The sequence below is a fragment of the Methanoregula sp. genome (assembly GCF_049518935.1).
Classification (GTDB): domain Archaea; phylum Halobacteriota; class Methanomicrobia; order Methanomicrobiales; family Methanospirillaceae; genus Methanoregula.
In genome coordinates this window covers 226,228-252,538 of sequence record NZ_JBEKRH010000002.1, presented here as the reverse complement: position 1 = coordinate 252,538, position 26,311 = coordinate 226,228, and the positions used below count along the sequence as shown (strand labels likewise).

25 protein-coding genes, 1 tRNA gene and 3 rRNA genes are annotated in these 26,311 nt (G+C 55.7%); 15 read left to right on the top strand and 14 right to left on the bottom strand.

The genetic code is table 11. The features are described 5' to 3' along the window. The 5 genes from ABSE13_RS03230 to ABSE13_RS03210 form a co-directional block, all read left to right on the top strand. A 23S ribosomal RNA gene (locus ABSE13_RS03230) occupies window positions 1-927 on the top strand; the annotation flags it as partial. An 85-nt stretch (window positions 928-1,012) separates the two neighbouring features. Beyond that, window positions 1,013-1,084: transfer RNA gene (locus ABSE13_RS03225), tRNA-Cys, on the top strand. A 109-nt stretch (window positions 1,085-1,193) separates the two neighbouring features. Beyond that, window positions 1,194-1,315: ribosomal RNA gene (gene rrf / locus ABSE13_RS03220) — 5S ribosomal RNA — on the top strand. A 133-nt stretch (window positions 1,316-1,448) separates the two neighbouring features. Beyond that, window positions 1,449-1,570 (top strand): 5S ribosomal RNA (rrf, locus tag ABSE13_RS03215). A gap of 214 nt (window positions 1,571-1,784) precedes the next feature. Beyond that, a complete protein-coding gene (locus ABSE13_RS03210) occupies window positions 1,785-2,864 on the top strand; it encodes a hypothetical protein (protein ID WP_424027050.1) in 1,080 nt (359 codons plus the stop codon). Window positions 2,865-2,987: 123 nt separating this feature from the next. Here ABSE13_RS03210 and ABSE13_RS03205 read toward each other — a convergent pair whose 3' ends face one another. From ABSE13_RS03205 to ABSE13_RS03195, 3 genes are read right to left on the bottom strand one after another with little or no spacing between them, the layout of a single operon-like run. Next, the gene (locus ABSE13_RS03205; protein WP_424027049.1) at window positions 2,988-3,779 is read right to left on the bottom strand and encodes an SdpI family protein; all 792 of its coding nucleotides are present in this window, start codon (window positions 3,777-3,779) and stop codon (window positions 2,988-2,990) included. Further along, window positions 3,776-4,873, bottom strand: a complete 1,098-nt coding sequence (locus ABSE13_RS03200; RefSeq protein WP_424027048.1) for a hypothetical protein — start codon at window positions 4,871-4,873, stop codon at window positions 3,776-3,778. Before ABSE13_RS03200 ends, ABSE13_RS03205 begins: the two co-directional genes overlap by 4 nt. Beyond that, complete coding sequence (locus tag ABSE13_RS03195; RefSeq protein ID WP_424027047.1) at window positions 4,873-5,319, bottom strand: hypothetical protein; 447 nt, start codon at window positions 5,317-5,319, stop codon at window positions 4,873-4,875. The genes ABSE13_RS03200 and ABSE13_RS03195 overlap by 1 nt, the downstream gene beginning before the upstream one ends. Window positions 5,320-5,511: 192 nt before the next feature. On the opposite strand from ABSE13_RS03195, the gene ABSE13_RS03190 reads away from it, so the two are divergent. After that, window positions 5,512-5,943 (top strand): hypothetical protein, encoded by a 432-nt coding sequence (locus tag ABSE13_RS03190; protein WP_424027046.1) that lies wholly within the window; start codon window positions 5,512-5,514, stop codon window positions 5,941-5,943. Continuing rightward, window positions 5,943-6,269 carry a putative quinol monooxygenase gene (locus ABSE13_RS03185; protein ID WP_424027045.1) on the top strand — a complete coding sequence of 109 codons (327 nt, stop codon included), beginning with the start codon at window positions 5,943-5,945 and terminating at the stop codon, window positions 6,267-6,269. Before ABSE13_RS03190 ends, ABSE13_RS03185 begins: the two co-directional genes overlap by 1 nt. A gap of 158 nt (window positions 6,270-6,427) precedes the next feature. Here ABSE13_RS03185 and ABSE13_RS03180 read toward each other — a convergent pair whose 3' ends face one another. Beyond that, window positions 6,428-7,054 (bottom strand): hypothetical protein, encoded by a 627-nt coding sequence (locus tag ABSE13_RS03180; protein ID WP_424027044.1) that lies wholly within the window; start codon window positions 7,052-7,054, stop codon window positions 6,428-6,430. Window positions 7,055-7,393: 339 nt separating this feature from the next. Then, window positions 7,394-8,686 carry an MFS transporter gene (locus ABSE13_RS03175; protein ID WP_424027043.1) on the bottom strand — a complete coding sequence of 431 codons (1,293 nt, stop codon included), beginning with the start codon at window positions 8,684-8,686 and terminating at the stop codon, window positions 7,394-7,396. A 114-nt stretch (window positions 8,687-8,800) separates the two neighbouring features. Between ABSE13_RS03175 and ABSE13_RS03170 the strand changes: the two genes are divergently transcribed. From ABSE13_RS03170 to ABSE13_RS03140, 7 genes are all read left to right on the top strand, one after another. Then, window positions 8,801-9,706 (top strand): alpha/beta hydrolase, encoded by a 906-nt coding sequence (locus tag ABSE13_RS03170; protein ID WP_424027042.1) that lies wholly within the window; start codon window positions 8,801-8,803, stop codon window positions 9,704-9,706. 69 nt (window positions 9,707-9,775) lie between these two features. Continuing rightward, the gene (locus tag ABSE13_RS03165) at window positions 9,776-10,417 is read left to right on the top strand and encodes a hypothetical protein (protein WP_424027041.1); all 642 of its coding nucleotides are present in this window, start codon (window positions 9,776-9,778) and stop codon (window positions 10,415-10,417) included. A gap of 84 nt (window positions 10,418-10,501) precedes the next feature. After that, window positions 10,502-11,350, top strand: a complete 849-nt coding sequence (locus ABSE13_RS03160; protein ID WP_424027040.1) for a DUF6159 family protein — start codon at window positions 10,502-10,504, stop codon at window positions 11,348-11,350. A 124-nt stretch (window positions 11,351-11,474) separates the two neighbouring features. Next, window positions 11,475-11,939 (top strand): hypothetical protein, encoded by a 465-nt coding sequence (locus ABSE13_RS03155; RefSeq protein WP_424027039.1) that lies wholly within the window; start codon window positions 11,475-11,477, stop codon window positions 11,937-11,939. 66 nt (window positions 11,940-12,005) lie between these two features. Beyond that, a complete protein-coding gene (locus ABSE13_RS03150) occupies window positions 12,006-12,383 on the top strand; it encodes a hypothetical protein (protein WP_424027038.1) in 378 nt (125 codons plus the stop codon). Between the two features lie 41 nt (window positions 12,384-12,424). Further along, window positions 12,425-13,168, top strand: a complete 744-nt coding sequence (locus ABSE13_RS03145) for a TylF/MycF/NovP-related O-methyltransferase (protein WP_424027037.1) — start codon at window positions 12,425-12,427, stop codon at window positions 13,166-13,168. Between the two features lie 325 nt (window positions 13,169-13,493). Beyond that, on the top strand, window positions 13,494-15,575 hold the full coding sequence (locus ABSE13_RS03140) for a protein kinase domain-containing protein (protein ID WP_424027036.1): 2,082 nt from the start codon (window positions 13,494-13,496) through the stop codon (window positions 15,573-15,575). A gap of 87 nt (window positions 15,576-15,662) precedes the next feature. Here the strand turns inward: ABSE13_RS03140 and ABSE13_RS03135 are convergent, their stop codons facing one another. From ABSE13_RS03135 to ppsA, 7 genes are read right to left on the bottom strand one after another with little or no spacing between them, the layout of a single operon-like run. Beyond that, window positions 15,663-15,842, bottom strand: coding sequence for a hypothetical protein (locus ABSE13_RS03135; protein ID WP_424027035.1), 180 nt, complete (start codon window positions 15,840-15,842; stop codon window positions 15,663-15,665). A 52-nt stretch (window positions 15,843-15,894) separates the two neighbouring features. After that, a complete protein-coding gene (locus ABSE13_RS03130) occupies window positions 15,895-17,034 on the bottom strand; it encodes an MFS transporter (RefSeq protein WP_424027034.1) in 1,140 nt (379 codons plus the stop codon). Window positions 17,035-17,084: 50 nt separating this feature from the next. Then, window positions 17,085-17,699 carry an METTL5 family protein gene (locus ABSE13_RS03125; RefSeq protein WP_424027033.1) on the bottom strand — a complete coding sequence of 205 codons (615 nt, stop codon included), beginning with the start codon at window positions 17,697-17,699 and terminating at the stop codon, window positions 17,085-17,087. Further along, on the bottom strand, window positions 17,696-18,643 hold the full coding sequence (gene dph2, locus ABSE13_RS03120; protein ID WP_424027032.1) for a diphthamide biosynthesis enzyme Dph2: 948 nt from the start codon (window positions 18,641-18,643) through the stop codon (window positions 17,696-17,698). Before dph2 ends, ABSE13_RS03125 begins: the two co-directional genes overlap by 4 nt. Then, the gene (gene hpt, locus ABSE13_RS03115) at window positions 18,621-19,169 is read right to left on the bottom strand and encodes a hypoxanthine/guanine phosphoribosyltransferase (RefSeq protein ID WP_424027031.1); all 549 of its coding nucleotides are present in this window, start codon (window positions 19,167-19,169) and stop codon (window positions 18,621-18,623) included. Before hpt ends, dph2 begins: the two co-directional genes overlap by 23 nt. Further along, window positions 19,162-20,283: a tyrosine decarboxylase MfnA gene (gene mfnA, locus ABSE13_RS03110; RefSeq protein ID WP_424027030.1), complete on the bottom strand. Its 1,122-nt coding sequence runs from the start codon at window positions 20,281-20,283 to the stop codon at window positions 19,162-19,164. Before mfnA ends, hpt begins: the two co-directional genes overlap by 8 nt. Then, complete coding sequence (ppsA, locus tag ABSE13_RS03105; RefSeq protein WP_424027055.1) at window positions 20,273-22,549, bottom strand: phosphoenolpyruvate synthase; 2,277 nt, start codon at window positions 22,547-22,549, stop codon at window positions 20,273-20,275. Before ppsA ends, mfnA begins: the two co-directional genes overlap by 11 nt. 184 nt (window positions 22,550-22,733) lie before the next feature. Between ppsA and serA the strand changes: the two genes are divergently transcribed. Further along, a complete protein-coding gene (gene serA / locus ABSE13_RS03100) occupies window positions 22,734-24,338 on the top strand; it encodes a phosphoglycerate dehydrogenase (RefSeq protein ID WP_424027029.1) in 1,605 nt (534 codons plus the stop codon). A 73-nt stretch (window positions 24,339-24,411) separates the two neighbouring features. Here the strand turns inward: serA and ABSE13_RS03095 are convergent, their stop codons facing one another. Together ABSE13_RS03095 and ABSE13_RS03090 are read right to left on the bottom strand one after the other, a co-directional pair. After that, entirely contained in the window at window positions 24,412-25,056 is a 645-nt protein-coding gene (locus tag ABSE13_RS03095) for a hypothetical protein (protein ID WP_424027028.1), read from the bottom strand. Between the two features lie 103 nt (window positions 25,057-25,159). Next, entirely contained in the window at window positions 25,160-26,185 is a 1,026-nt protein-coding gene (locus ABSE13_RS03090; protein ID WP_424027027.1) for a hypothetical protein, read from the bottom strand. Between the last annotated feature and the right edge of the window lie 126 nt (window positions 26,186-26,311).

Here is a 26,311-nt window from a genome sequence, read left to right as displayed (position 1 = left end):
CTCGTAAACGGCGGGGGTAACTATGACCCTCTTAAGGTAGCGTAGTACCTTGTCGCTTAATTGGCGACTTGCATGAATGGATTAATGAGTGCGATACTGTCCCTAACACATATCCGTTGAACTTTTTGTCCTAGTGCAGAGACTAGGGACTCCTGATGGGAAGTGAAGACCCCGTGGAGCTTTACTGCAGCCTGTCGCTGAATTACGATAATCCTTGCGCAGGGTAGATGGGAGGCGTTATATCCGTTTCTTTCGGGGAACGGGGAGCCAACGATGAGACACCATCCTAGTTTTGTTGTAGTTCTCACTCTTACGAGGACAACGGTAGGTAGGCAGTTTGGGTGGGGCGCCACACCCTCGAAAAAATATCAAGGGTGCCCCAAGGTCAACTCATGTGGGTCAGAAACCCACAGAAGAGTGTCAAGAGCATAAGTTGGCCTGAGCCTTTTGGTGAGGCTTATTGACTACAGAAAAGCTACCCCGGGGATAACAGAGTCGTCGCCGGCAAGAGCACATATCGACCCGGCGGCTTGCTACCTCGATGTCGGTTCTTTCCATCCTGGCCGTGCAGCAGCGGCCAAGGGTGAGGTTGTTCGCCTATTAAAGGGGATCGTGAGCTGGGTTTAGACCGTCGTGAGACAGGTCGGTTACTATCTATCAGGAGTGTTTGGAGTCTGAGGGTAAGAATGAAATAGTACGAGAGGAACTTTCATTCGGCGCCTCTAGTGGATCGGTTGTCTGACAAGGCAGTGCCGAGCAGCCACGCGCCAAGGGATAAAAGCTGAAAGCATCTAAGCTTGAAACCCGGCCTAAAAAGAGACTCCGTTGAGGACTTGGGTAAAAGACCCGTTTGATAGGCTTCGGATGTACGCACGAAGGCAACGACGTGTTCAGTCCGGGAGTACTAACGTCCAAAAACTAGTGCTCACCACGTTAAACCCAGACGAAATTCTGTGTGCAAAACTTTTAACATATCCTGTCCAAAAAAGATAGGGTATCATTCTACACGGCTGCCAAGGTGGCGGAGCGGCCACGCGGTTGACTGCAGATCAACTACACTCCGGTTCAAATCCGGACCTTGGCTTTCGGAGATGTGTGTCAACACATCGACGATGAGAAGAACTGCTTGCAGTTCTTCGATTCGGTCGGTATGTCCGCACTCCGTTACAAGCATCTAAAAGCAAACACGTGGTGATAGCGGCCATAGCTTTCGGGAAACACCTGGTCTCATTCCGAACCCAGCAGTTAAGCCGGAACACGTAGTATGTTGTACTCAGGTACGCGAGTCCTCGGGAACCATACCAAGCTGCTATCACCTTTCCTTCTTACACGGCATCTGTTCTCGTGAAATATCACTTGGGAGCGAAGCAATTAGTAATAAATGTCATCTGTCCATCGGGACAGCATCAGGTTCACGGCCTGCATGATACGTAATCAATAAATGTAGTGATAGCGGCCATAGCTTTCGGGAAACACCTGGTCTCATTCCGAACCCAGCAGTTAAGCCGGAACACGTAGTATGTTGTACTCAGGTACGCGAGTCCTCGGGAACCATACCAAGCTGCTACCACTTTTCCTTCTTATACAAAGAACTGTTCTTATGAAATTTCACAAAGAGCGAATGCTCTCATTCATTATGTCACGGTATCGATTTTGCGATACCGCAAGGTTCGCGACCTGCGTGATATATCGGATCATCCTTCTCTGATTAGGGCACGGGATAATTGAATATAATAAGATAAATTATAATACAATACTCTCATCTTTATTATAGGATTACTGTCATGGAACGGATACTGGAGATTATAATTGTTCTGGGTGTTTTGATTATTGTTGCAGGATGCAGCACACCAGCAAACCATACAACGGAAAACCTGCGTTATCCCTCAGGTGATGATATTTACCTCCCGCCATCCCTTGCTGAAAATAACGTGACCCCCACACCTCTGTCTGTCTTCCCAAGCATTCCGGTTATCCTTCCGTCAAAGTACCGGTCAACGGAATTTATGGGATCTTTTGAAGACAGTTTTATCGGGTCCTATGAGTGTAGCAACGGGTCAGAATCTTATGCCACGAATTATACCCTTTTCACCGCCAGTGGCGGACTTCGTCATATCCACTATACCCTTATATCCGTTGACAACCTGGAGAATCTCACAGAAGTTCCTCTCCCCTCAGATATCCTGAATGTCAGCATTTTACCTGACGATTTCGTTGCATTACCCGATTATATCTATCGTTCACGGGTTCAGATTACTGTCGGACCAAATGTCACCGGTGAAAGCCATACCAATCCCGATGGATCCGGCTGGTATCACAATCCCCATTTCCCCTTCCTGCTGAACGTGACCGTTGACGGACGGGACCTGCCGGATGCAGATGATCAGCTGGCTGTTACCAAAGTATGTTATATCACTCCCCAGCCATGGGAGCCCTCGTCTCCTTACATTGAAAAGGCGCCGCAATCGGATATTGTCATGAATCTGGATGAGATGCAGGCCGTCAACTTTACCGCACGGAATTTTGGCGGGGGCATCAGGGAATTGTATTTCGAAATTCCTGCCCGGGTCAACGCGAGTGGATTGAGCTTCCCGCTGGAAGCGGATCCTGGCCAGCTGATGCCGATCCCGGAGGGGATGCATTTCACGCTCAGTCCTCCTGATATACTCGGACGGAACTTCCGCTCATATAATGACACGCTGCAGATCACCACAAGCGTTATCACGCCCCCGGGGAATTATTCGTTCCCGCTGGTGCTCTGCTACCGTAACCTGAATACAGGCAATACCACCTCCCCGTATTTCCCGTTTGATGGCAATTCCTCCTGTGATACGGCAGCACAATTTACCGTGGATATTGTGTAATGGAGACTACGTGGATCGATCCACACGATCCCGCTCCGGAATAGCCGACAAATTTTGAAAAATCTGACATCCTCATCACAGTTTTGTTCCCGGGAGCTCATCTCCGATCATGCCGGATGCCGGTCATCCGGCTGTTCCAGCCTGCTCTCTCTTAAATTCAATATACGAATACACGATCATATAACCGGCAACCGCAACCGCCGGGATGAGGATGAACAGCCACGCATACATCCCTGCGAGCACACCGATCATGCTCACGACCCCGGCCAGCTTGAAGAGCGTAGCACCCTTCTGATGAGTTTTCTTCCATACGGACGTGCTGCTCAGGGTCCATGGCGTGCGGATGCCCACAAACCAGTTCGGCTCCGCATGCTCCAGGAGAAAACTGGTGTAGATGAACAGGATCCCGATCATGACGGGCATCGTGACATTGGGACTTACGTGAATTCCCAGCCCCCCGAGGATGATCTGCAGTTGGATGATGAAGAGGAACGCTGCGAAGACGAGGATGAAACCGTCATAGTAATCCTGGAATTTCCGGTAATTTTTCCGGAGGGGATCGATGCGGGGGAGCACCAGGAGCAGGGCACAAAACCCGTACATCAGTAACGGGATGAGGAGCAGGCCCTGGAATTTCGGCATGGTCCCATTCACGTCCCCTGCGGTGTTCCAGTGTGAGGTTACCAGATCGGGCATTGACGGGTAGAGAAGAATGGTCACCACCGCAGTCAGGAAGAGGACAAGGATGATGGCGGGGCGGATCAGCCTCCGTCCCGGTCCTCCGGCACCGCCATCAGGTTGAGCAGGGTGCACGGTGACCGGCGGTATGGCAAATACCGGTGGAGTGGTACGTAATGCGTGTGCATTCGGGCACCAGCCCAGCCATCCCCGGATCACTTCCGCAACCCGGGTCATGGTGCTGGCTCCGCAACCACGGGAGTACCGCGTTCTGGTATACGGTGAACCGGGCCTGTCATTCCATAGGCATAGAGGTCCGTAACCGCGATCCCCATAACCGTGGAACCGACAGCCATCAGGATCCCGCAGACAAGGATGAAACCATAACAGACAACGGTCATCAGCAGTTGTCCGTGGGAGAGGGAAAGGAAGAAGTCGTAGTCGTGGTTGAGCAGCAGGGGTGACTGGCCGATCACGAGCGCTATGACAGCGACCCCAAGAAAAATTGCCCCGATGACGAGGGTGCAGCCCAGCATCTCGCGCCACGTCTTCTTCATGAGCGTGACAGACCCGGCAAGAGCCGAAAGCAGCCCCTTGTTCTCCCGAACGATGCCCGGTACGACATAGAGGGCCAGCAGGAACTGGAGGATTGTTATGGCCATGATGATCGCCGAGAAGAAGAGTGCCATACTGAATACGTCCGGAATGTAGTATGCATAGGGCAGGTAGAATACAACCATCGATATGCTGAACACGATCTTGCCGACAAGCTGGGTCTGGGTAGCGATTGCCTCGAGAAAAGTCCCGGCGAGTGCCATCACAATCGAAAGGGCGGAAAGGGTACCGGCATGGGGGTTGACCGCAGAGAATGCCTCCCGGATCATGAGGGGCTTTGCATCGGCTTCACGGGACCGGTACTGGACCAGCCCTGCCAGGATCAGGGTAAAGCAGGAGAGACAGATCACCTGCAGCAGGAAGATCCGTGTATCAATCACCAGGAAAGAATCTCCCAGCGGAATAAGGAATGGCATGATGCTACCGCTGTTTTCAACGGTCCATGCTTCCGCCGCGATCAGGAAGAGGATAACGAGGCTCGTAAGAAGCGAGAACCAGAGTAATCGTTTGTCCCTGATCAGGCTTTTGATGCTTCCTGTGGCGATGTCGATTCCGCGCCGGATCCGGCCGGACCCCCCGGTCACACCGCTGCCCGGTTGTGCGGGATTTACCGTGACTGACGGTACTACGAGAACCGCCGGTGCAGTGCGCAGGGCCGGTGCATTCGGGCACCAGCCCATCCATTCATGAATAATTTCCGATATCCGTGTAATCATCAGATCATCGCCTTCACTTTCACAAACAGTTCTTCTGCCATCTTCGTCGGGTCTGCGGTCTTCACGATCCTGATCCCGAGTTCGGTAGCATAATCCCAGAGCAGCTCGACGCACTCGGTATACCGCTGGCACGTACCGCAGTCGCCGTCATGCTCATACCAGACCTGCACGCCATGCTTCTCTGAGACGAAGATGATCGCCGCGGTCTGGAAGGGGATGGACCGGCCGATAAGGATTCCCCGCCCGGCATTGATCTTCCCGATGGCGATCTGGTTTGCGTTCGCCATCTCGCGGAGCGTTGTCTCAATCTTCTCATCCATGAGAAGGAGCGCCCGGGATACCGCCTGGCGGGAGATGCCGAGCTGGTTAGCGATCGTGATATTGGTCACGCCGCTTCTGCGCATTGCCCAGAACCCGAACTGCTTGTCGTTCGTTGGCAGGAACATGTGTCAACATTCTCATGTTGACTATATATAATTTTTTGAATAACAGATTTTCATGATATCCGGTATTTCTGACATGTTCAGTCTCTTTGGGAAATAAGGTCCCCGGGCCAACGACTGACCGGTCCATGGCAATCCGGAAAAACCGGGTAAAATCCCCAACATTTATCTCCCCTTCCTCCCCATCTCCCGTATATGAGACGCATCATCCTCACGGCGTGCATCATTCTCATTCTTCCCGTTATTGCCACCGGATGCCTCCAGCCCCCGGCTGCGAATCCCGTCCCTGCCCCGGCTCTTAACCCCCTGCCACCCGTTTCCGAGACTCTCCCTCCAGCGGTCGCCTCTGCAACAAGCCCGGGGAAGACCGTGACCTTCGAGATCTCCCAAACCGAAAGTTCCGTCACTGTCACGTATACCGGCGGACCGGATGCGTCCTCCCTCTCCTCCATCACGATCCGGATCCCCAGCCGTGACGGCACGCAGGTCGATCTCCGCACGATCCAGAACCCGGCGACCGGGTCGTATATCTTTACCCCCTGCGGCCTGGCCAGCCCTGCGGTTGCAAATATTGTCGGCAATTTCAATGACGGTACCCGGCAGACCGGCTTCATGTATTACTTCTGATGGCGCTGACCATGACGATGCACATTCCCCGTTCAAATGTGGTAATCACCGTGCGCATGAAGGTAAAACCGGCCTTTGTCAACAAGATGCGGGTCATGGCCCACGACCTGATGACGGCATCCCGCACGGAAGACGGGTGCATCCTCTATATCATGACCGAGTCACAGGGAGACGAGTCCCTTTTCTCCCTCTTCATGGTCTGGCGGGACGAGGAGGCTTACAAGTGGCACTCCGCTTCGCCGTACGTGCGTGCCTTCGACAACGAGATCTCCCACGAGATCCTGGAGAAGCGCCATACCGTTGAGAAGTGGCACTCGCTCGGGTAGCGTGAATCGGTTTTGATTTTCGGATCTCTTCTTTGAGCGTCCAGATGTGATTCGTCATTTCTTAATGATGTGCCGGATTTCCCCCCGGGTGCGAAAGCCACCTGAGAACACGTTCCCGGTACAGACAAACGAAATAAAAATAGAGAAAGAAAGGGGGATTATCCAATGGCGTTGAGTTCCATTGTCATGGAACCCTCGCTGCTGCCGCCTTCCCTCTTGACCATGCCCGTGCCCTTGACAACCCAGTAGGTTGCCGTGTTGCCCTTCATCGTGGCAGTGTACTTTTCGGCCGTATATGTCCCTGCCGGGACTGTTACGACGTCAGGTCCGACGTCCGTGAACTTGACATCTGAGGGGGTCGAGCTCACATCGTTGGGGTTGCTCACGGTCTTTCCACCGGTAGAACTGCAGTCCATGGTGGCAGGCATTCCCTGGGGTGCGGGGTCGAACCGCATCGTGCACTTGCCGCCCTTCTCATACTTGATATATATCGTCATTGCTTGGCCGCTGGCACTGGTGCTCATCTTGTACTCGATCCAGTTGTAGGAAAGGCCTCCGAAGAGGTTTGCGGCACTGACCGAGGATCCCGCGGCGGGGGCGCTCCCGCTGCCTTGGCTGCCGGATGAGCTGGCGCCTGAGCTTGCTGCTCCGCCGCCGGATGCAGCTGCGGCCTGCCCTGACCCGCCGGTTGCGGGGGTTGTGGTCTGGGTTGATGTACAACCTGCACATGCGACTGCAATCACGAGAAGCATGACTGCGATAACACCTATATGTGAAAGCTTCATACGTAGTTCTCCCTGGTTTTAAAGGACAGCTCCCGCACCCGTCAGAATGTCCAAACCCCCGGGCGCAGGCACCAGAAAGATACTTCTTCATAATCATTATTAAAAATTCCTAAAAATACCTGCAAATTATCGGCCCGACGGGCAAAAGACTGCGTTATCGTCGTCCCATGGGAAAATCATGAACAATCAGGAAACCGCGGGTACTGGTTCCTGCAGGTTCGCGGGCAGGGTGCCTGTGCGATGTACTCAGGGTACCCGGAGTTCCGGACCTGCGGGATCCCGGGTCGGAAACCGGTTTCGATCACCCGGGTTTCCCAGAATCCCTCATCATCTGTTCTTTTACGGTGCAGGCCCCGTCGGCCGGTACCCCCCGACCCCTGCGGCCAGGATCCCGCAGAGGATGAGGCAGCCCCCGATTGCCACAAGGCCCGTGCTGACGGAGCCGGTTGCCTGTGTCACGACCCCGAGCAGGGACGGGCCGATGAACCCCCCTGCATTACCAATCGAGTTGATGACCGCAAACCCGACCGCCGCCCCCGCCTCGGCAAGGAACATTGCGGGGATGGTCCAGAACGGGCCGAAGAAACAGTAGATCCCCGCCGTGGCAATGACCAGCATGAGGAACGCGGTCAGCGGGTCCCGTACAAGGCCGGCAACAACCAGCGCAATACCCCCGATGAAGGGTGGCAGGCCTGTGTGCCAGACCCGTTCCCCGGTCCGGTCGGAGTGTGCGCTCCATGCAAGCATTGCGAGGAGTGCGATAATGAACGGGACGGTCATCACAAGTCCGATCCCGAAGTTGGAGAACGCGGGATTGAGCGAGCGGATGATCTGCGGCATCCAGAACCCGAGGCCGTACAGCCCGATCGTCATCAGGCAGTAGATAATGCCGAGGTGCCAGACCCGTGGGTCCCGGATGACGGCCCGGAATCCCGTGTTTTTCTCACCCTGCCGTGTCGCCCCCTTCTGTATTTCCTGCGAGAGCCAGCCCCGCTCTTCCGGTGTGAGCCACCCGGCCTCTTCCGGCCGGTTGGTCAGCCAGAACCAGGTGACGACACCCAGCACCAGCGCTGGCAGTCCTTCGAGAACGAAGAGCCAGCGCCAGCCTGCGATGCCGAACCAGTGGACGTTGTCGAGGATCCAAGTGGAGAGCGGTGCGCCGATGATGTTGGAGATGGCAAGGGCGGTCATGAAGAGTGTAACGGCCCGTGCAAGATCCTCTTTCCGGAACCAGCAGGTGATATACAGGATGATGCCCGGGAAGAATCCTGCCTCCGCGACACCGAGCAGGAACCGGAGGATAAACAGTTCGGTCGCATTGGACGCTGCGGCCGTGATGATGACAACGATTCCCCAGCTGATGATGATCCGGCTGATCCAGATCCGGGCACCGATCCGCTGGAGGATCATGTTTCCTGGCACCTCGAAGAGCAGGTAGCCGATGAAGAAGATCCCGGAGAGGATGCCGAAGAGTTCCGGGGAGATCCCAAGTGCGCTGTTCATATCGAGCGCAGCATATCCGAAATTGACGCGATCGAGGAAGGCAACGACATAGAGGAGAAAGAGGAACGGGAGTAGGCGCCGGCTCACTTTTTTCACCGTCCGCTCCCCGATCCCATCACCGGAAACCATGCGGAACTATTCTGTTTTCCGGCTGATATGCATGCTGTTTTGTGACCGGGGAGGCTGGTGCGTCCCTGAATTCATCCCAGTACTTTATTACCCGTCCTCCCTAACAAACAGATAATGATCCGCGTTTCCGCTGACGAGTTCCTCGCCGTCGTCAAGTCGCACACCCCGGATCCGAAGAAATCTCTTGCGGATGTACGGCAGGACTTCTCTGCCTTCTACGAAGAGATGCAGGAAGAGATCACCGGTGCCGGGGCCCATACAATCATCCGTGCCGCGATACGCGACGGGCTGAACGGGCACCTGATCACCGTCCCGGAATCCGAACCGGGATACGTGGTTCTCTTCTTCCACGGAGGCGGGTTCACGCTCGGGTCCACCGCCGATCACCTCGGGCTCTGCATCCGGCTCGCCCGGGCTGCCAGGGCTGAAGTCTTCTCAGTGGATTACCGGCTCGCTCCCGAGCACATCTTTCCCGCAGCGGTCGAGGATGCGATCACCGCCTTCCGCTATCTCCAGTCCCGGGGCTACCCCCCTTACCGGATCCTGCCGGTCGGCATCTCTGCGGGAGGAACACTCGTGCTCTCCCTTCTCCTCTCCCTGCGGGACCAGGGCGTAACCCTTCCCCCTGCAGCGGTCTGCATGTCGCCGATCGTTGACCTGATGTTCCCCGGCGAATCGGTGGTAAAGAACCAGGAACGGGACTGGATCACGCCGGCCCGGCTCAGTGCGATCCGGGCGGCCTGGCTGGCCGGCCATGACCCTCAGGATCCGCTTGCATCCCCCGTCCATGCCGGTTTCAAGGGCCTGCCCCGGCTGTACGTTCAGGTAGGCACCCACGAGCTGCTCGCATCAGACATCGGCAAATTTGTGGACAAGGCCCGCTGGGCCGGTATTCCGGTCCAAGCCGAGATATGGGAGGGCATGTTCCACAGCTGGCAGGTCTTTGCCGGCCAGCTGCCCGAGGGCCAGGAAGCAATCGATCATATCGGCACCTTCGTCCGGCAGATCCAGGCCCGGTAACTTTTTTCCCGTCACGGGGACCGACACTTCTATTATCTCTCCGGCAGACCCTTTGTTTACAGAAATTCCATGACCATGAACGCCCTTCTCCTGTTCTGCGGGATCCTGCTCCTGTGCATCCTCATCTCCCCGGCAACCGCTACCCAGGTGCTCACTATTGTCTCCTGCGATCCCAACCCGCCTCTTGTGCCCGGTGACCCCCAGCTCATGGTTGCACAGTACACGGTCATCCCCTCGGGATCGGCCACGTTCCCGAGTGGGCACAACCTCCAGATGCAGACCGATCTTTCGGATGCGAAGTGGACAATACAGGTGATCGTTGACGGCCATGATGCGGCCCGGCAGACCTCATCAGGCTCCGTTGCGTTCGTTAACGGCGGGATCATATCGTACACTACGAACCACGACGTCTCGTTCACGGTAACGATCGATGGTACCGTCCCGAAGACGGCCACCGGTACCGTGACGCTCCTGAAGATGGTGGAGCTCGACAACACCGGCTCCCCGGTGCCCGGGAGCCAGAGCCCTATCACCCGGCCGGTTGCAGGGGCCGTATCCGCACCGGTCACGGCCACGACTGCTGTTCCCATGCTGACACCGCCCCCTGGTATTCCTTCGGCATCTGCGACCCGATCCCCCGGGTTCCCGGCCCCTCTCGGCATGGCGGCAGTTGCCCTTGCCGGCCTTGCGTGGATGCGCCGCAGGCACTGAACTGCTCTGGACTGCCCGGAAAAATATCTGTTTTTCCCTTGAATACCCGTAATCTTCATCTTATATCGACCACCACCCTGATCTATGTTCGAAAGTATTGGCAGAAGTTTCGAGCTTGTCAAGACAAGCTGGAACATTCTCATGGACGACAAGAAGCTGCTTGTCTTCCCGGTCCTCTCCGGTATTGTAACCATCATCGTCATCCTTACCTTCGTCCTGCCGCTCCTTGTTTCGGGAGCGCTCATGGGCATGTCAACCGCAGGCCCGATCGCATACTACGGCATCCTGTTCCTCTTCTACGTGGTCAGCTATTTCGTCGTGATCTTCTTCAACACGGCCCTGGTCTCATGCGTGAACGCGAAGCTGAGCGGGAAAGATATGTCGGTCGGTGAAGGCCTTTCCAACTCCGCGAAGCATCTCCCCGCCATTCTCGGCTGGGCGATCGTCTCCGCGACCGTAGGGATCGTCCTCCACCTCCTTGAGAGGCGCTCGGGGCTCCTGGGCCAGATCGTCTTCTCCCTCATCGGCGGGGCATGGGCACTGGTCACCTTCTTCGTGGTCCCGGTCCTGATCCTTGAGGACAAGGGTGTCTTTGCCTCGCTCGGGGAATCTTTTGCCCTGATCAAGAAGACCTGGGGTGAGAGCATCGTCGGTTCCGCCGGGATGGCGATCGTCTTTGTGGCCATCGGTGTTATTGCAGCACTCGGTGTCCTGGTCACCCTGCTCCTCGGGAATGCGATCCTCTTTGGTGTGGCACTTGCACTTTTCCTCATCCTCGTTGTCCTTCTTGCAGTCGTCTATTATGCGATGCAGGGCATCTTTGTGACTGCGCTCTACACCTATGCAAAGACCGGTTCAGTCCCGTCCGCATTCAACCCGGACTTGATCCAGAATGCCTTTGCTCCAAAACAGGTGGGCCCGGGCAACATCTGAATCTTTTTTTTCCGACTGGTTCTTCGATATTTGAAGGCCGGCTTGCGCCACTCTTCTCTTCGTCGAGGTTTAGACAACCCCCGGCAATCGCTATCTTTACCCCTCCCCCCGACCCATATTTTGTATGCTGAAAAAGACCGCATGGGCCGCCCTTCGCGGGGCAACCCCGGCCGATAAACTTGGCACGCTGGGCATCGCGCCCGGGAAAAAGGCAGATATCCGGAAACTCGGGACGATCGCGGAGAACTACGGGGTCCCGGTCTACCTCTTCTTTGAGGAGGACCTTGCCCGGAACCGGAGCCTCGAATCCGTGCTTGCCGAGTATGCGAAGGTCCCCGAGTACGAGCGCCCGCTCATCCTTGTCGGGAGCTTCCTCCGGTTTACGCAGGAGAATGATCCCTCCTTTGAGCAGACGATGGATGAGTTCCCGTTGATGGTCGAGATCATCGCGATCGGTGAGGTTCCCCTGGGAAACGATACCACGCTTGTTCCCTACGCCACCTGCCTGATGCCCTTCCTCGATGAACTGGACTTCAGCGCCGAACCCCCGCAGCCCGGCCTGCACTCAGTACCCCCCGCGAACCGGTAGAGCCCGTATCAGATGAACCGCCCCACGATAACTGAATCAGATCCGGGTTTTTGGACCTGACCCCGTATGGCAAAGAAATCCCACGCCTATATCTGGCAGTCCGTGATTGGCTTTGGCTTCCTGTCCGGCCTCTGGACTGCCATCGGGATCGATCCGGAAGAGGTGATCCTTAACCTGATCGGACGGACGGTTGACACGATCTTCCCGGACCCGGATATCCGGTACCTGTTCATCATCATGCCCACGATCCTGCTCGTCATCTCTGTCTATCAGGCCTGGAAGAAAGGTCGTGTACCCGGTCTTGTCGCGGTGATCCTCGCGTATGTGGCCGGTCTTTCGATCCTTGTCTCGTGGATGACGGCGCTCATCCTGCTCCTTGCCGCGATCTTCACCGGGTGGCTGGCAACGAACCGCCGGCTCATGAGGAAACTGGGGCTCCGGTGATCCGAGATTTATAAATTACAAGAACGCGAATGTTATAAAGCATGAGTCTGTTCCCGAAGAAGAATATTTTCTGGGCGTTTGATACTCTCATCCCCAGCAGGTATCTTCTCAAATTCCGTAAGGCCCTCTTCTTTGAGCCGTTCATGGGCAACGATATTGCCCACCGGGGCAGGCTTTCCCATTATGGCTGCGACGACCGGAAGGAGTTTGCAAAGGCGCTCAGGAAGATCCGGTCCGAGACCGAGCTCCTGCTTGAGGATATAGAGGCCTACTATATCTTCATGACCGTGAAGCGCACGCAGAAAGTCCCGGGCGATATCGCCGAGGTCGGGGTATACAAGGGCGGATCGGCCAAGATCATCTGCTCGGCCAAGGGCGACAAACCCCTCCACCTCTTCGACACCTTTGAGGGCCTGCCGAAAGTGGACGACATCGACATGGTCTGGCCGTTCTACGAGGGCAAGTTTGCCGCGTCCTATGATTCGGTGAAGAATTACCTCAAGGACGACACGAACGTCCACTTCTACAAGGGGATCTTCCCCGACACCTCGGATCCGGTCAAGGACAAGACCTTCTCGATGGTGAACCTGGACGTGGATTGCTACGAAAGTACGAAGCTCTGCCTTGAGTTCTTCTATTCCCGCATGAGCCCGGGCGGCATTATCCTCTCCCACGACTACATCACCGCTCCCGGTGTGAAGAAGGCGTTCGACGACTTCTTTGATGGCAGGGCCGAGCCCGTGCTCGAAACCGCCGGTTCGCAGTGCCTTGTCGTCAAGGTATAACAAAAAAACCGTTTTCTTTTTTTAAATATACGTATCAAAAGGCGTTATTTTTTCCGGTCTTTTGATGGATGCTATCACAAACTCTTGCGAATTTTTTTCTCCTGATATCATACAACACAGGTAAACGTGGGTCGTCTTTTTTGTAAACAGGAAAATCCGTGTGTTTACAACCCTGACATCCACCGGGAAGTTAACGGAACCCGCATATGCAATTGCATGCTTCTGGAAGTACCTTATTAATTTCTACTGCAATCTTCCTATAACCCATGATATATGAGCGGGTTAAAAACCCCGAATGGTTGCCGGATGCGGTATATTTGAGGTGATGTGTCTGAAGATTTCCCGGTCCTTTGTGCTCATGAACACCATGGTTTTTCTCCTCGTCATCATCCTGCTCCAGCCGGTATCTGCCGCCGGTATACTCCCGGCAGCCGGTGCCGGGGTAGCTTCACGAACATTTATGGAGAGAACGGGTATTCTGTTCACACCCTTTGTCACATCATTGGTTCTCTTTGCAGTACTCTCCGGAATATCGGCAGTCCTGATTCTCTTTTTCCGCCAGAGGTATCCTGAAGAGTCCCGTCATCAGCATCCGGGAATCCCCCATCATTTTACCCTTCTGGCAGCAGGTGCCTACATTATCCTCGGTTCCATTCTTGCGGTGCTGACGATCCTCACTATGACCGCACTCCTGGCAGCTACTTCCGCTAGTCTGGCAATCACCGGTGGAAAGCTGGTCTGCGCCCTTTGTGTCTACCTGTCCGTGTCATCCTTTTTTCTTGCATACAGCGTTCTGCACGCAGAATCTTTTCCCGCGATCACCGGGATGCATGGTGTGCTTGCCGCGCTTGCCATACCGGGCTTTGCGTTCCTGATGATTATTACGCCTGAGCGCCGTGAGAGTGCTCTCTTTTTACTTATTGTCGTTCTGGTATCCTCTGCTGTCCTCTCGTTCTGGCAGTACAGAAGACACCCGCAGCCGCAATCTCTTCCCGGAGCAGTTGTTGACGGTAAAACCCCTCCTGTTTCTGCCAGACCCTCTGCCACCGTCGTTTATCCGGTCATAAGTGGCACGGGCAGCCAGGACCGGAAATCCGCCAGCCCGTCTCCTGCCGGACCGGAGTCATCGTTCCCGGTCGAGCTGAAGGGTAAATATTATGACATTTCCTGCAGAGGAAGCGGCGGATTTGCAATGGTATTTTCGGCAAACCGGATATCAGACGGGGAAAAAGTAGCGGTTAAAATCCCCCTCAGCTTTAACGAAGCGACCGGGAAGAGTTTCTTAAATGAGATCAGGGTGTGGGAGACACTCCACCATCCCAATATTGTCGAAGTATCACAAGTCAATATCCTCCCTGTCCCGTATGTCGAAATGGAATATATCCCTGAATCACTGGATGCCATCCATAAACCCGTCCCGATCGCACAAACGCTGAAAATAATCCGGCAGATCGCAGATGCCCTCAGCTATGCGCACGGGCTCGGGATCATTCACCGTGATATCAAACCCCACAATATCCTCATGACCCATGACATGATACCTAGGATAACTGACTGGGGGATGAGCAAAGTCCTTTCGGGCGGAGATAAAAAAAAGTCAACCATCATCGGGTATTCGCTGGAATACGCCGCCCCCGAACAGATATCCCCGTCAGAATTCGGGAAGACGGACCAGAGAACCGATATCTACCAGCTCGGCGTTGTTTTTTACGAACTGGTCACGGGTTCGGTTCCGTTTGCGGGGGAAAGTATCGCAGATACCGGAGATGCAATCCTCCATAAAATGCCCCCACTCCCCTCAGAGCACAACCCGGAAGCTGTCGTTGTGGATGCAATTATCAAAAAATGTCTTGAAAAAGAGCCTTCCCGGCGGTTCCAGTCTGCAACTGAACTGATCGATGCGCTCGTCCTTGTAGAATCGGGAAAACTCCGGATGGAGTATGCGGATTTTTCGCTCGGCGAACTGCTGACAAAGATCCTGGATACGGGAGAATATGCCATGAAGGCTGATATTGTAACCGAAGTCCCCCGCGATCTCCGGTTTGAAGGAGATGCCAATAAAATTGCAATCGTCCTCGACACCCTGCTCTCAAACGCAGTTGAGTACTCGAAACCGCCAAGGAAGATCCGTGTGACCTACCAGTCATCCCCGGACGATTCGTACCACCGTCTTGCAGTTCAGGATAATGGCGTTGGGATCACCGGATCCCGGCTGGATATCATTTTTAAGCCGCCCCGGGCACCTGACCAAGTCAGGCCCGGCGGGAGATATGAAAAGACCGGGGTTTCGCTTGCCCTTGCGAAGAAGTACATACAGATGCATGGGGGATATATCAGCGTGGACAGTGTCGTCAACGTCGGAAGTACGTTTACCCTTCATATCCCGAAAATTCCTCCGGAAATGTGATGGAAATAAAACGTATCCCTGCCCGCAGGACGGGTTTATCAGGAGTCCGCCGATGCCGGATTTCCTGCTCCTGCGGGAATTCCCCGCTCATTCCCTGAAAATCAGGATACCGAAAATTACGAGCATCAGGCCGGTAATCAGCACGGCGATGCCAATGAGACCTTTGACTGCGATGATGACTTCCGGCAGGAAAGCCCAGATCGCGTAACCGCCGATGACACACAAAACAACACCGATGATCAGTGCAATTGTTCCAAGTTTATCCATTCGTTCTCCTCACATGAGGTTTCTGCAGGGAAAATATAAGCGTGTTGGATTTTTATCCTGCATTCGTGGATGGATCCTTGCGGAAGAGGGTCTTCCACGGGTACGGCAGGAGTGCCATCAGGATCACGGCAGCCGCGATGGGGATGGGAATGGTCCCGAGTGCAATGCCAAGCGAATAGTGGTCGGCGATCATGCCATTGACCGCCACCCCGAGGCCGCCAAACCCGATCGCAAACCCGAGCATCATGCCGGAAGCAAGCCCGATATTCTGCGGCAGGAGCTCATGGGACATCGCGATCGCCACGGCAAAGGTTGACCAGAGGAAGAACCCGAAGACCACGAGGGCGACGACCGCGAGGATACCCGAGCTGCTGATGAAGAGATAAAAAAACGGAATTGCTCCGATAAGGCCAAAGATCATAAACTCCTTCCTCCCGATACGATCGGAGATCCGGCCGCCTGCCACCTGACCCGCGACACCGGCGAGGAGCATCAGGGTCACGATCAGGGTTGCAATCACGAGGTTATAACCCTCCCCCACCAGGTACAACGGCAGGAAGGTAATGGCGGCATAGACTGCCCAGGCCCGGAGGATTGAGGCGATCACCAGAATAGCAAACGGCCTCTTCGATTGCGGGGCTCCGGCCGGTACCTCTGGTCTGGCGTGCCGCTCCCGGGCCCCGGCGAGACCGCCCGGCAGGAGGTGCCGGAGCACCAGGACCATAATGACTGCGGGTATGATCAGCAGGAGGAGCCCGGGCAGCCCGAGCCACCAGACCAGCACGCCGGCAAGTAACGGCCCGATTGCGTACCCGAGGTTGCCCCCGACCACGAAGTACGAAGTGATCCGGCCCCGGTTCTCGTCCGAGCAGAGCCGGCTCACGATCGTCATGGCGGTCGGATGGAAGCAGGCATGGCCGAGCGCCGCAAGGATCGCAAAGGCCATGATCAGGTAGTAGCTGTGCGCAACACCCATGAGGGCTACGAAGATGGCGCTGATGAAGAGGCTGATGCTGACGCTGATGGTCAGGCCTTTTTTGTCGGAGAGCCAGCCGATCACCGGCTGGGTGCAGGAGGAGGTGAGGTTATAGGTCGTGACGAGCAGACCCGCTGCGAGATAGGAATAGCCGTTGTTCGCCACGAGGAGCGGCAGGATTGCCGGCAGTACCGGTATGTAGATGTCTGTGATCATGTGGGCCGCAGCGAGCCCGGTGATGGTGCCCTTGGTGCCGCAGGATTCTGTCAGGGGGTCCGTTTCAGCCGTAGGATCTCGACCTCGATCTCCCGCACGTCCTTTGTGTGGAACGCGAAGGTTCGTTTTATGGGGAATGATCCGCCGACCCGTTCGGCGATCTCTCCACGGCCTTCCGTGTAGGCTTTTACAAATTGTGTGGATCCCGCATTAAATATGCCGTACGTGACCGGGGCAAGCCGGAGGGCAAGGTCGATGAAGGGCCGGTCTGCATGGACCTTCTGCGCTCCGAACGGCGGGTTCATGATCACCGTATCGCAGGGCCCAACCCTGTCGGGGAGGGAGGGATCTTTTGCATCGGCACCAATGAACTCCACGTCCGCTTCGAGCAGGTCCGCGTTCGCCCGGGCAGTCTCAACCGCCTTCTCATCGATCTCGATCCCGGTCACGGACTCCGCCCCGAGGAGTGCAGCACCAATAGCCAGCACCCCGGTACCGCTCCCGAGATCGCAGACGTTTTTTCCCTCGATATCGCCTTTCATGAGCGCATGGTACAGCAGCCGGGCCGCGAGCGGGGCCGGGGTCTGGTACTGCTCAAGGGAGGGCCGGGGGCGGCTGAACCCCGCAAGGCGCTGGAGGGTCATCTCAAGGGTCTTGAGCTTCATAGGATCTCGTCGATCTCGTAGTTGTCCCAGGTTCGCACGCCGCAGAAGATCTCGAACTCCTGTGGGGAGAGGACCGGGGCCGGAAACCGGATCTGATCGTCGTACGCAAGCCGGGGACAGGCAGTATTCACGTAACAGCCAAAACCAAGGTCCAGCAGTTCGTCCGGTGTGACCTCCTGCAGGGGGACGATCACGGCATCCGGTGAGAGAGCGGCAAGCTGCCGGGCCAGTTCCATCCTGCGCTGCCCGGTCTTGGTGCTGACAAGGATCCCGATGCTCTTCGCTCCCCGTGCCTTTTCGATGACAGCAAAACGCCTGCGCATGAGGGTTTCGCCGGTCACGAGCTCTGCGGTTTCTGCGAGGGGATCGAGTGCAATGACCCGGGCTCCTGTGCTGAGCGCGATCCCGATCGGGTGGAAGATGCCGGTACCGATAAAGAGGATCTCCCCCGCGCCGGTCTCCCGTGCCGTAGTGAAACAGCAGCCGAGCACCTGCCCCCGGTGGGGTGTCCTGCCAGAGCCTTCCGCCACCCGGACATCGATACCTTTGGTGCGGAGGTAGTTCTCCATTGCCGGGATGAGATGGGTATGCTGGATAGTCGTCACGAGCCCGGTAACCGGCCCCTTCAGCAGCGGGATGGCGGCGTCCAGTACGTGGATATCGAAATCGACAGGGAACGGAAGGAAGATGACGTCCGGCTGATTATCGACCGGGGCATGGCCGACATGGACGAGCACATCAGCGTCCCGTAACAGCCCGAGCGAGAGGTCGCAGGCCCCGTAACAGGGGTCCCCGCTCACGATCACATCGAAACCGGCATTCCGGAGCGCTGCTGCGTATCCGGCTGCCTTCCGCTTCAGCCCGGCCGGGAACTGGAGGGCGACCCGTTGTGCCCCCCGCTCTTTCAACTGACGGGTGAGGTCAGAGATATCGCTTGACAACATGCACCCGGTCATCGACCTCGATCTTCACGAGGGACTTGTACGGCCGGCCGATATCGGGATCGCCCCGCTGGATCGCGATGCAGACATCCACGACTTCGGCACCGGCAATCTCGAGGGCCATGAGGAGCGCCTTCATCGTCCCTCCCGTGCTCACTACGTCGTCGATGATCACCACGCGGTCACCCTTGTACACACCGTTGAGGTAGAGTTCGCCTTTCGAGTAGCCGGTGGTCTGGTGGACCGGGACCTCATGCGGGAGCTTGTACTCCCGCTTCCGCATCACGGTCATCGGGATGTCGGTCATTGTGGAGAGGACAGCGCCGATATGGATCCCCATCGCTTCAACGACCACGATCTTATCCACGCCGTTCAAATCCAGTACCTTGACCATCGCCGTTGCCACATCACGAAGGAGTGCGGGGTCTACGATCGGTACGCCGTCGGTGATCGGGTGGATGAAGTAGTTGTACTCCCCCCGTTTCACCATCGGGCAGGTCTCAAGCGATGCAACGAGTCTGTCAAGCATGGGTTTCACCAATATTTTTGAGGAACGCCTCGATCCGGTCCCGGTGCACGTGCGGCATGCAGACGATCCGCAGGTGCTTCCGGCAGGTCCACGAGACCTTCCAGGGCCCGGGCACCCGGGCCTTGTTGCACGTGAATGTCGCGACATTGACATCGGGAGTTGCTGCCCGTGGGATCCCGAGCGTCTCCATTCCCGCGATCAGTCGTTCCGTGTTCTTCATGCACCCGGCAACCACCGCCTTCATGCCTTCCACGCCGAGGTAGTCGAGCACGGCCAGCGCCCCGACGACAGGCGCACCGGGCCTGGTGCCGCCGAGCGTGTACTCCTGTTTGACCGTGAGGTACGGGGTGTCAATATTTAAGGTGTTGAGGATCTCGTGGTCCCGGGTGATGAGGCAGCCACAGGGAATCGTGCTCATCCCCATCTTGTGCGGGTCGACGGCAATGGAGGTCACTCCGGGGAGGGCAAAGTCGAACGGGATGGGTTTGCCGAGGAACGGGATCACCATGCCGCCAAAGGCTGCGTCCACATGGAAGAAGATATCGTGCTGCTCTGCGATCTTTGCGAGGTCAGCAATCGGATCGACCATGCCGTATTCGGTTGTACCTGCAACGCCGACAAGCGCGATCGTGTCCCTGTCGATCTGCTCTGCGGCCCGGTCCGCATCCATCCGGAAGTCCTTTCGGAGGGGCACCCGGCGCATCCTGAGTCCGAGGATGTCGCAGGCCTTCTTGAACGAGAAGTGTGCAGACTCCGGCACGATGATGTTGGGCTGGCCGTGGAGGTCGTGTCCGTCGGTGTGCTTGAGGGCTTTTGCGAGCCGGAGGGCCTGGATGTTGGACTCGGTGCCGCCGCTCGTTGCATATCCCCCTGCATCGGGGCAATGGAAGAGCGAACCGAACCGGCGGACCAGAAGCTGTTCGAGCGAGGCGGTGCCGGAGAAGAGGCCCGGGTCGCCGAGGTTCGTCTCCATGAACATACAGTGGGCCCGCACCGCCACGGAGTGGGGGACCGTGCACATGGAGCTCAGGATGTAATCGTAGTCAAGGTCTTCCCGTTTCTTATGGGAGAAAAAAGTGAAGAGTTCGTCTTCGGACAGACCCTTATTCAGCATCTTTTGTTCTCGCGGCTTCGAGGATGATGCGTTTCTCTGTCCGTGCGACCGCTTCGCGGATCTTCGCGATGGCGTCAATATTTGCCGAGATGCTCGTGATGCCGTGCTCCACGAGCCAGACTGCCATCTTCGGGTCTGAGCCGGCCTGGCCGCAGATCGAGCATTCCACGTCGTAGGCCCGGCAGGTCTGGATCGCGTTGTGGATCAGGTGGAGGACCGCCGGGTGCTGCGGGTTGTACATGTCGGCCACGTTCTCGTTGTTCCGGTCTATGGCGAGCGTGTACTGGATCAGGTCGTTGGTGCCGAACGAGGCGAACTTTATGCCGGCCCGGATGAAGTCCTCGATCATGATTGCGCTCGAGGGGATCTCGATCATGATGCCGAGGGTTACTTTATCGACGTCAACACCCCAGCCCCGCATCATCTCTTTTCCCTTGATGAACTGGTCTGGGTGGGAGACCATCGGGAACATGATCCCGAGGTTCTCGTAGCCCTCTTTCCAGAGGCGCTTGAATGATTCTACCTGGAGCCGGAACTGGTCCGGGCTCTGGAGGTCGCGACGGATGCCTCTCCAGCCGAGCATCGGGTTGTGCTCGTGCGGCTCGTTCTCGCCGCCCTGCATGTTCCGGAACTCGTCAGTCGGGGCGTCGAGGGTCCGGACCCAGACGGTCTTACCCGGGAACGCGTCGAGCACGATCTTGATACCGTCATGGAGCTCCGCTACGAAATCTTCTTCCTTGTGGTTTGCAATGAACCAGCCGGGGGTCTTGTTGAGGCCGAGGATCAGGTGCTCTATCCGGAGGAGACCGACGCCGTCTGCGCCGGTTGCCGCCGCCCGTGCCGCTGCCTCGGGGATGGAGACATTCACTTTCACGCTTGTCGCGGTGATGATCGGGGCGTGGGCGGCAATTGCCAGCGGAGCTGCTGCCGGCGCCGCATGGACCACTTCACCCTCGTAGATCAGCCCCATCTCGCCATCGACCGTGATAAGCTGGCCGTTTTTGAGCACGTTCGTTGCGTTCTTCGTGCCGACCACTGCCGGTGTGCCCAGCTCGCGGCTTACGATCGCCGCGTGGCAGGTCATCCCGCCCTCATCGGTCACGATCGCTGCGACCTTGCGCATTGCCGGCACCATGTCCGGGTTCGTCATCTTCGTGACGAGTATGTCGCCTTCTTTCACGGATCCCGTGTCTTTCACGTCCCGGATGATGACAACCCTGCCGGTGGCGATACCGGGGGCCGCTCCCTGTCCCTGGAGAATGATCTTTGCATTCGATTTCTGTGATGCCATGCCCTTTGCCTCCTTCTTCCCGATGGTGGTGATGGGCCGGGACTGGAGAATATAGATAGTCCCGTCCACAATCCCCCATTCTACATCCTGCGGTACTCCGTAATGGTTCTCGGCGATCTTGCCGTACATCGCGAGCTTCGCCACTTCGGCTTCGCTCAGGACCTGTGCGTCCTGCCGGTCCTTCGGGACGTCCATGACCTTGGTGCCATGATCGCCGTCGGCGATGATCTCGATCTTTTTATTGGCGATGAACGTATCCACGAGTTTCTCGGCCCGCTGGTCGAACTCGTATTTGTCAGGAGAGACCGAGCCGGAGACGACCGCTTCCCCAAGGCCCCAGGAGCCTTCGATGATCGTGATCGACTCACCCGTGATCGGGTGGGAAGTGAACATAACACCGGCCTTCTCTGAGGGGACCAGCTGCTGGACAACGACGGCGATATTGACCGTATGATCGTCGAACCCCTGTTTTGCCCGGTAATAGAGTGCCCGGGCACCGTAGAGCGAGGCCCAGCATTTCTGGACCGAGGAGATGAGTGCCGCTTCACCCCTGACATTGAGAAACGTCTCCTGCTGGCCGGCAAAGCTTGCGTCGGGCAGGTCCTCTGCAGTAGCGCTCGAGCGTACTGCTACGATAAGTTCCCCTTCCGATATTTTTTTGTAGGACGCACGGATATCGTCCCGGATTGCAGCCGGCATTTTCGCTTTCATCACGAGTGCCTTGGCATTCTCGGCTGTTTTCTCCAGTGCCGCGTTGTCCTCCACATCGAGCTTCTCGAACGATGAAAATATCTTCTTCTCTAACGCGGTCTCGACTAAAAACCTGCGAAAGGCCTGGGCCGTGACAACAAAGGCTTTCGGAACGGGGAGTCCTATAGAGGCCATCTCGCCAAGGGAAGCCGCCTTGCCCCCGACGGAAATGATATCCTCTTTGCGGATCTCCTCGAGCCACAGAATATTGGGCACTTCTTTCATGCTCGCACCACTTATGATCTTATCGCCACCCTGTTTAAGGGTTATCATACCCTGCCGCACCCCTCCGCACACCCCTCCCGGAACCTCCGGGACACTGCCCGCCCGTTTACGGTAGTACGCGCGAACCGCCCACACGGGAAGAATAACCCTCTTTAAGTACAGTGCAGATATTGTATGGGTTTTTATGGCAAACGCTAGAGTGCTCGTCAGCGATCCGCTGGCGGAAGAAGGGCTTGCGATCCTCCGGGCGGCCGTTGACGTTGACGTCAAAACGGAGCTCAGGGAAGACGAGCTCTGCAGTATCCTCGGGGACTACGATGCCCTGCTCGTCCGAAGCAGCACCGAGGTCACGGCAAAGGTGATCGAGGCAGGCAAGCGTCTGAAGTTCATCGGGCGTGCCGGTGTCGGTGTCGACAATATCGATGTGGAAGCAGCGACCCGCAAGGGTATCATCGTGGCAAACGCACCCGAGGGCAACACCCTTGCGGCAACTGAGCACACGATGGCGATGATGCAGGCGCTCGCCCGCAATATCCCGCAGGCAAACGCGAGCCTGAAGAAGAAGGAGTGGAAGCGCTCGAAGTTCATGGGCGTGGAACTGAACGAGAAGACGCTCGGTATCGTGGGTTTCGGCCGGATCGGTCGCGAAGTGGCAAAGCGGGCAAACGCCATGGATATGAAGTGCGTTGCCTACGACCCGTTCATCACGAAGGAACGTGCGGCCCAGCTCGGTGTCGAGATGATGTCGATGGCGGATCTCTTCAAGGTTGCCGATGTCATCACCGTCCACACCCCCCTGATCGCAGAGACGAAGCACGTGATCAACGCGAAGAGCATCGCGACCATGAAAGATGGCGTACGGATCATCAACTGCGCCCGTGGCGGTATCATTGATGAGAAGGCGCTCTACGATGCGATCAAGAGCGGCAAGGTTGCCGGCGCAGCGCTCGATGTCTTCGAGACCGAGCCCCCGCTCGAGTCCCCGCTCCTCACCCTCGACCAGGTAATAGTCACTCCGCACCTCGGCGCAAGCACCGTCGAGGCCCAGCTGAACGTTGCGGTCTCGGTAGCAAAGCAGTGCATCGAGGTTCTCAAAGGCGGCTCAGCCAAGTACGTGGTGAACGCTCCCATGGTCCCGCCCGAGCACGCGGAGATCCTCGAACCCTATGCCCAGCTTGCCGAGAAGATGGGACGGTTTGCAATCCAGACCGCCGGTGGCAGGCTTGCCTCCGTGGAGCTCATCTATGGCGGCGAGCTCTCCGCCTACGCGGGCAGCATGAAGTTTGTCACCCGCCTCGCCCTCAAGGGGCTTCTCGATCCGATCCTCCAGCAGCCGGTCAACATCGTGAACGCGGAATACATAGCGAAGGAACGCGGCATCTCGATCAGCGAGACCGTGACGGAAGAAGCCAAGGGATTCAAGAACCTGATCACCCTGAAGGTGAAGACCGACAAGGGCGAGGAGACCGTCAGCGGCACTGTCTTCTTCAAAGGCCGGAGCCGGATCGTGGCAGTCGGCGGCTACACGATGGACATGATCCCCGAGGGATATGTCATCGTCTCCCGCCACCTCGACAAGCCCGGTGTCATCGGACGCGCCTCGACGATCCTCGGCAAGGTCAACATCAACATCGCGGGCATGCAGGTAGGCCGTATCAACCCGGGCGAGGAAGCGATCATGGTCCTGAATGTGGACAGCGAAGTACCCGCTGCCGTGATGGAAGAGATCCGCTCGATGCCGGGTATATTTACCGCAACGTTTGCCAAGATATCCTCAGAGCTGATATGAGGAGAATTTTTTTTAAAGAAAGACAAAGTCCGTATCGCAATACTTTGTATTTTTGTGTTAACGTCTGAAAACGTTAAAAACGGGCGCGACGCATCGTTACGTATCTAGATTCAATAACATTTCCTTTTATCATCGTTGGATCGACAGAAAATGTATCATGTTCTTCTTGCCAGTATGGCACTATTTCTCGAATTTGTGTTTCGTGAGTTTGCAAAAAATCAAACCATTTTGTCACACATTGTGTAGCGAGTGCAAAGGCATCATATTTTTTACCCGATCCTGAGGGTAGATCCCAGCTTCTCGCAATTAATGTTCCATTTTCCGTGTCTTCAAGTCGAACAGCCCCTTCATGTAATGCAGTTTCTTCACCGAAATGAGATTTCCTATTAGGAAGAAGATGCTTTGCACCAACGCTAATATCAGCACATAATTTCAAGCAATCCTCACCATTTCTAAAATCTGTCACCTTTTTTTTGAATTTAAGATATTTCGGATAATTAGGATGGGATTTATTAACGGTACAATCGTTTATCACCCAATCCAAAAGGTGATCACAATTCATAAAAAAAGCAAGCACGTCATCAAAATCGCTTTCAGCCATACCGACCGAAATTAATTTTCCATCATTTATTTTTTTGAACCGTTCATAATATCGGTTCATTCTTTCAAACTGATCCCCAAAATAACGCCCTTTAGGTAAATTACGGACTTGAGTCATAGATATTTTATCTAGACGCAGTTAACTATAAATGTATCTATCACTTGTTTTAACTCAAATTAAGTTGTGTTGACAGCGTTTCTAAGATATTTGGCTTTCATAATTAAAACCCTTCAACCAGTTTATCCATCCTCTTACACCACTTCACGTTCTCCAGCGTAGCAAATTGCTCATTGTCTCCGCCGAACATCATCCACGTTTTGATATCGTCATCATATCCGGGCGACGTGTATATCGACCTTAAATCCTGTCGAGTCTTCATCAGTGTTTCGAGGTGGAAATATTGGGAGTCGATAGACACCTTGTTCATGATTGTCGAGAGCGAGCGGGACGGCTGGAAGGCCCGGACCTGCTTACTGATTCCCCCATACATCTTGTGTTTTCCCGAAAGCCAAAGACAGGTATTGAATATCACATCATATTTTGTCCATTCAGAAAGGGCACCAATAGAGGTTTTACCCAGATAAGCGAGAGGATAGGCGATGAAGGATTTTATGTCGTGAAAATCTTTTGGTTCTTTAATCTCAATTTTTATTCCGTGTTCCTTTGACCCCATTTTCTGGGTATTGTTCCAATGATTTTCAATGATGGCTAACGTTTTTTCGGAGGGTAACGCGTTAAGGAAATAATTGTCGTGAGCATGAACATAGCCGCTGGTGGGATGCGCTTCTAGTATTGAGAGATAATCAACGGTTTTCAAGTAGTGCTTGAGCATTTGCTTTTCCTTTCGGTGTGCCTCATGGAATTTAGCCAGGTATGGCATGTGCTGCAGACCGTGTTTTTCTGGGAGGCACGGTGAAGCATGAGAACCCGTGAGAGTAATCATCATCGTAAATTTCGGCATCCGTGAGGGGTTTGCGACGTAGTAGTATTGCAGATTGTACAGTTTGCATAGGAGTCGATTATCATATTTTTTCGTCCACCGGTGCGTGTATCCAATGTCAGCATCGATAGCGAGGGGTTCTAACTCTTGACCCATGTCATCATATTGGCCGTACTGGAATCCCCGTATCCTGATGCTCATATTGTTGGTATCGTCAAGGTATCGGTCAAATTTCATAACGTGCTTAAGCATGTAGTTCAGGAAATTGTCCGCCCGAACCTGTTCTATCAGTTCGGAAGGTATCATGTGACACCCTCAATTTTCCATTCCGACGCTCCATTCCTAATTAGTCTATAGTAGCCTAGAGGGGCGGGCACGCCCGCCCCTTGGGGGTATCGCTGCCGCGACCCCCCGTCCTCGCTTTGGGAGGGT

Coding starts and splice junctions, on each gene's coding strand:
- ABSE13_RS03210 (WP_424027050.1), top strand. CDS start 1,785: ATGGAACGGATACTGGAGATTATAATTGTTCTGGGTGTTTTGATTATT.
- ABSE13_RS03205 (WP_424027049.1), bottom strand. CDS start 3,779: ATGACCCGGGTTGCGGAAGTGATCCGGGGATGGCTGGGCTGGTGCCCG.
- ABSE13_RS03200 (WP_424027048.1), bottom strand. CDS start 4,873: ATGATTACACGGATATCGGAAATTATTCATGAATGGATGGGCTGGTGC.
- ABSE13_RS03195 (WP_424027047.1), bottom strand. CDS start 5,319: ATGTTCCTGCCAACGAACGACAAGCAGTTCGGGTTCTGGGCAATGCGC.
- ABSE13_RS03190 (WP_424027046.1), top strand. CDS start 5,512: ATGAGACGCATCATCCTCACGGCGTGCATCATTCTCATTCTTCCCGTT.
- ABSE13_RS03185 (WP_424027045.1), top strand. CDS start 5,943: ATGGCGCTGACCATGACGATGCACATTCCCCGTTCAAATGTGGTAATC.
- ABSE13_RS03180 (WP_424027044.1), bottom strand. CDS start 7,054: ATGAAGCTTTCACATATAGGTGTTATCGCAGTCATGCTTCTCGTGATT.
- ABSE13_RS03175 (WP_424027043.1), bottom strand. CDS start 8,686: ATGGTTTCCGGTGATGGGATCGGGGAGCGGACGGTGAAAAAAGTGAGC.
- ABSE13_RS03170 (WP_424027042.1), top strand. CDS start 8,801: ATGATCCGCGTTTCCGCTGACGAGTTCCTCGCCGTCGTCAAGTCGCAC.
- ABSE13_RS03165 (WP_424027041.1), top strand. CDS start 9,776: ATGACCATGAACGCCCTTCTCCTGTTCTGCGGGATCCTGCTCCTGTGC.
- ABSE13_RS03160 (WP_424027040.1), top strand. CDS start 10,502: ATGTTCGAAAGTATTGGCAGAAGTTTCGAGCTTGTCAAGACAAGCTGG.
- ABSE13_RS03155 (WP_424027039.1), top strand. CDS start 11,475: ATGCTGAAAAAGACCGCATGGGCCGCCCTTCGCGGGGCAACCCCGGCC.
- ABSE13_RS03150 (WP_424027038.1), top strand. CDS start 12,006: ATGGCAAAGAAATCCCACGCCTATATCTGGCAGTCCGTGATTGGCTTT.
- ABSE13_RS03145 (WP_424027037.1), top strand. CDS start 12,425: ATGAGTCTGTTCCCGAAGAAGAATATTTTCTGGGCGTTTGATACTCTC.
- ABSE13_RS03140 (WP_424027036.1), top strand. CDS start 13,494: ATGTGTCTGAAGATTTCCCGGTCCTTTGTGCTCATGAACACCATGGTT.
- ABSE13_RS03135 (WP_424027035.1), bottom strand. CDS start 15,842: ATGGATAAACTTGGAACAATTGCACTGATCATCGGTGTTGTTTTGTGT.
- ABSE13_RS03130 (WP_424027034.1), bottom strand. CDS start 17,034: ATGATCACAGACATCTACATACCGGTACTGCCGGCAATCCTGCCGCTC.
- ABSE13_RS03125 (WP_424027033.1), bottom strand. CDS start 17,699: ATGAAGCTCAAGACCCTTGAGATGACCCTCCAGCGCCTTGCGGGGTTC.
- dph2 (WP_424027032.1), bottom strand. CDS start 18,643: ATGTTGTCAAGCGATATCTCTGACCTCACCCGTCAGTTGAAAGAGCGG.
- hpt (WP_424027031.1), bottom strand. CDS start 19,169: ATGCTTGACAGACTCGTTGCATCGCTTGAGACCTGCCCGATGGTGAAA.
- mfnA (WP_424027030.1), bottom strand. CDS start 20,283: ATGCTGAATAAGGGTCTGTCCGAAGACGAACTCTTCACTTTTTTCTCC.
- ppsA (WP_424027055.1), bottom strand. CDS start 22,549: ATGAAAGAAGTGCCCAATATTCTGTGGCTCGAGGAGATCCGCAAAGAG.
- serA (WP_424027029.1), top strand. CDS start 22,734: ATGGCAAACGCTAGAGTGCTCGTCAGCGATCCGCTGGCGGAAGAAGGG.
- ABSE13_RS03095 (WP_424027028.1), bottom strand. CDS start 25,056: ATGACTCAAGTCCGTAATTTACCTAAAGGGCGTTATTTTGGGGATCAG.
- ABSE13_RS03090 (WP_424027027.1), bottom strand. CDS start 26,185: ATGATACCTTCCGAACTGATAGAACAGGTTCGGGCGGACAATTTCCTG.